Here is a 4,282-nt window from a genome sequence, read left to right on the forward strand (position 1 = left end):
CCGCGCGCCTCAGAGGGAGCGCTTCCTCGTAGAGCGCCAAGGCCCGCTGCGGCTGTCCCGTGGCACCGTACACCCCCGCCATGTTGGTCAGCGTCGCGGCCTCGCCGGCCCGGTCGCCCACTTCGCGCCTCAAAGGAAGCGCCTGCTCCAAGAGCGCCAAGGCCCGCTGCGGCTGCCCCGTGTCCTGGTACACCCCCGCCATGTTGGTCAGCGTCGCGGCCTCGCCGGCCCGGTCGCCCACTTCGCGCCTCAAAGGAAGCGCCTGCTCCAAGAGCGCCAAGGCCCGCTGCGGCTGCCCCGTGTCCTGGTACACCCCCGCCATGTTGGTCAGCGTCGCGGCCTCGCCGGCCCGGTCGCCCACTTCGCGCAGCAGGGAGAGCGCCTGCTCGTAGAGCGCCAAGGCCCGCTGCGGCTGCCCCGTCTGCTGGTACACCATCGCCATGTTGTGCAGCGTCGTCGCCTCACCGGCCCGGTCGCCCACCGCGCGCCTCAGAGGGAGCGCTTCCTCGTAGAGCGCCAAGGCCCGCTGCGGCTGCCCCGTGTCCTGGTACACCCCCGCCATGTTGGTCAGCGTCGCGGCCTCGCCGGCCCGGTCGCCCACTTCGCGCAGCAGGGAGAGCGCCTGCTCGTAGAGCGCCAAGGCCCGCTGCGGCTGTCCCGTGGCACCGTACACCCCCGCCATGTTGTGCAGCGTCGCGGCCTCGCCGGCCCGGTCGCCCACTTCGCGCGTCAAGGGGAGCGCCTGCTCCAAAAGCGCCAAGGCCCGCTGCGGATGCCCCGTCTGCTGGTACACCATCGCCATGCCGTTCAAGGCGAGGCGTTTCAGATCCTGATCATCTGTACCGGCGGCAGCCAGGGCTTGCTCAGTCAAAACGATCCCGTTGCGCCGATCCCCCAGGCGCTGGGCGATCCAGCCACGGTGTAACTGATACCACCCTTGCGCTGGGGGAACGACATGCGCTATGCCCTGATCCAGGTCGTGCGCGCAAAGCTGAGCAATGACGACCAGTGCGGCACTGCGATTGATGCCTTGGTACAGGGTACGCGCCAGATCGGCGTAGGCGCTACCGTAGCGCTGCAACAAATCTTCCCGGTCAATGGAAGATTCCATGTGCTGCGCGCTAAACAAGCGCACCGTTGGATGGAGGCGATAAAAGAGCGTGGTTCCCTCACGCGTCGTGACGAGATCGCGCTCGACGAGACTACGCTGAGCCAAGCGGTACAACTGGTCGTAGACCAGCGAGTCGTGCCCTTCAGGTTCTTCTGTAGCGGGGTCGAAGATTGCTTTGGCGATCTCGGGCAGAAAGGGAGCGTGGAAGATCCAGAGCCCGCTGAGCAGCTTGCGCAAGCCCGCATCGAGAAAGCGTACACTGAAGTCAATGCTCTGGTAGAGCGAGCGCTGGCGGTGGTCGGCGTGGCGGTAGCGATCCTGCGATTCGAGAAGATAGTCGGCATAGTTCTGAATAAAATCGGTCAGTGGGGTGCTCAGGTCGTTGAAGGCACCACCGAGCAGGCGTAGGCTTAAGGGATGGCCGTCTACGTTGGCACTCAACGCTTCAGCTTCCGCAAGGTGAACGGCATCGGCACGATGCGTGGCGTGCTGTTGAAATAGTCGTGCGCCATAACGATGGTCTAATCCACCCAGCGGCAATCCTTCTTCACCGCCCCAACCCAGGTATTCGCGGGATGTCGCCAACAAGCATACGGTTGGTGGGAGCTGTTCGCGGAGCAATTGTGCAAGCTGCTGAGCTTCGGGTTGGTCGGCCTGGGCTGCCTGTACCAGTGTTTCGGCGTTGTCGAGCACCAGCAAGGTGCGCAACTGGCCCAGGCGGGTAAGCACTGCATGCTCAAGCAGATCCGGTTCGGCACCCTTTTCAGTCACCATGCCGAGAAGGGTAGCGATGCTCTGGATCACGCTCTCGCGTGCGGGGAGCGTTTCGAGTGCGAGAGCCAAGGCACCGCCGGGAAAGGCGTGGGCAAAGCGCTCAACGGCCTCGCGGGCCAGGGCGGTCTTTCCTTGCCCGCCAATGCCGTGAATAGTGAGCAGACGTGGGCGGCTGTCGGCGGTCAGCCGCGCACCGACGGCGCGTAACTCCTCCTGACGACCCTGGAAGACGCCCTCGGTGCGCGGCAAAGCCAGCAGATCAAGGGGCGGTTGGTGTTCACGGAGCGTCAGTTGTCCGGCGCTCGTCGCAAAGCCGCCGGTTGGCTCACTGAGTGCGGTATAGAGCACCGGCACGCCAATGGCCCAGGCATGTGGACTGTTGGCTAACTCTAGGCGGGCTTGCTGAACGGCCTCTTCAACCGTCGAACTGCGCGCCAACTCGCTGTAGAAGACCCGCGAGAAGGTACGGGCATCGTTGTCGACGATGCTAAAGCGCATGCCGAGCGCATAGGGCGTCCCCTGGCGAACAAGCGCAGCCGCGAGGTTGGCGAACTCGGTTTCGCCGGGGGTAGCACTCACACAAGCGTTGAGCAAGACCAGGAAGGTTGTGCCTTTCGTGCGCCGCAGGAAGTCCTTGGCCGTGACGGACGCGAGGCCGCCGTCTTGTTGCTCAAAAAGGAGGATCGCACCCTTGTCGCTTCGTCCGCCGTGCCCCATAAAATGAATCACCCGATTGCGTTGTCCGCTTACCAACCGCCGCAGTTGCTCTAGTGTCACCGGGCGAGTGCGTTCCAAGGTCAAGGCAGCCGGTACTTGTTGAAGAACTTCCTTCAGCCGTTGCCACTCGCCGTCAATATCAAGCGGGAGAACGTCTGCGTCGAGCGGATTAGACGGCACGGCGACGATATGCAAGCCGCCGTCGAGCGTTGGCGGCGGGATGCGCTGTGCCGACGGCAAGCCACGCACCAATGTCACATCCAGCACCAGAAAGCCATCCGGCCCGTAGGCATACTCCCAGGGAATGGCATCCGTTTGGGCATCAGCCACCAGCAACAATCGCGCAGGCCCGGTCGCACGTGCCTGCAGCGCTGCTGATTCAGCAGGGAACAACGCCGCATAGAGCGCCTGGCCGTACGCCTTGGCATCATCCAGCGGGTGGGGCGGGCGTCCCGCTACAGCCGGATCGGGAACCAGGCGTAGCAGATCAAAAACATGCGACAACTGACCATTGCAATGAACCGCAACCTGCGTATCGGCTTGGATGGTGAGTGTTAGTTCCATAGTTCATCTGCCAATAGACATTCGTTTGTACCAGAACAACCGCGTGACGATCGCATCCTTTCGTCACCCCTATTGTACCAACTCGCCACGCCCTGCGCTCGCCCGCGTTATGGCTCGACCAGGGCTCCTGGCGATACCACCCGCACCCTTCCCGTCATCAACTCCTCCAGCAGCGCCCGGAACAACTCCTCGTGCAGCGCCGCTTCCTGCTCCAGCGCCGCGATCACCGCATCGCAGGCCCGCAGCGCCTCGGCGATCTCGCGCTGCTCGGCGAGGGGGGGAAGAGGTATCATTACCCCTCGAATGGTCTGCGTATTGATATTGTACTTCCCGTCAGCAGCATTGGAGGAGCGTCCGCTGAGGAACGACCGACCAGGAGCGGTCATCGTGTAGCGTTGCACAAACTCAGGTATGAAAAATTCTGTCTTGACTCGTGCGCGAATCAGATAAGAGGCAAAGAGAGCTTCGGAAGGCTCTCCCCTAAACATCGCGCAACGCCCTGTATACTCGCGATTTCCATTTGTTCTCACGAAGATGAGATCGCCGACGGCGAGGCGTAAGCCGTCGGCCTCTTTTTTAGGGAGCTTGACGTATTTCAGATCGGAGATGTCTACCCGCCCAGCAATGACATTTGGGATACGCAGAACTGGGATACCCGTAGCGTCAGTATCACAGAACTTTGAAGTGCCATACTGGAGGAACTCGCAGTGGCTGCCAAGCTGCACCACCTCCCACCCCTGCGGCACCTCGCCGATCTCGGTGAGCTTCGTCGGCTCGCCGCGCGTACCCCTGGTAAACAGCGCCTGCATCAGCGCAGCCTTGCGCTCGCGCTCCAACTCGATGGTGCGCCGCCGGGCCTGCACCGCCGCCTGCGCCGCCCGCAGCGCTGCGGCAATGGCGCGCTGCTCGGCGAGGGGGGGGAGGTTTAGCTCTATAGATTTAAAATTTGACTTGGAAAGCTCTTTGAACGTCACCCCGTAGGATCGTTCTTCTAAAATGTTCTTGTGGTGCTTAATCCAAAAGGCAAGCCACTCGTTATAGACTACTTCAGGATTACAGATAACTTACCGTTCGCTTATTTCTTGAGGTGATTCGGACAAATGCTCAACCAGCCGC

The 4,282-nt window shown here is 62.3% G+C and carries 2 protein-coding genes; both read right to left on the reverse strand.

Annotated elements, in window-relative coordinates; genetic code table 11:
- Nucleotides 1-3,166, reverse strand: a 3,166-nt coding sequence (locus tag EYB53_RS25005; protein WP_135482292.1) for a tetratricopeptide repeat protein, incomplete at its 3' end; no start/stop codon positions are given.
- A 107-nt stretch (nt 3,167-3,273) separates the two neighbouring features.
- Entirely contained in the window at nt 3,274-4,227 is a 954-nt protein-coding gene (locus EYB53_RS26185) for a restriction endonuclease subunit S (RefSeq protein ID WP_371879156.1), read from the reverse strand.
- Nucleotides 4,228-4,282 lie beyond the last annotated feature (55 nt).

Origin of the sequence: Candidatus Chloroploca mongolica (assembly GCF_004762035.2) — a bacterium.
Lineage (GTDB): Bacteria > Chloroflexota > Chloroflexia > Chloroflexales > Chloroflexaceae > Chloroploca > Chloroploca mongolica.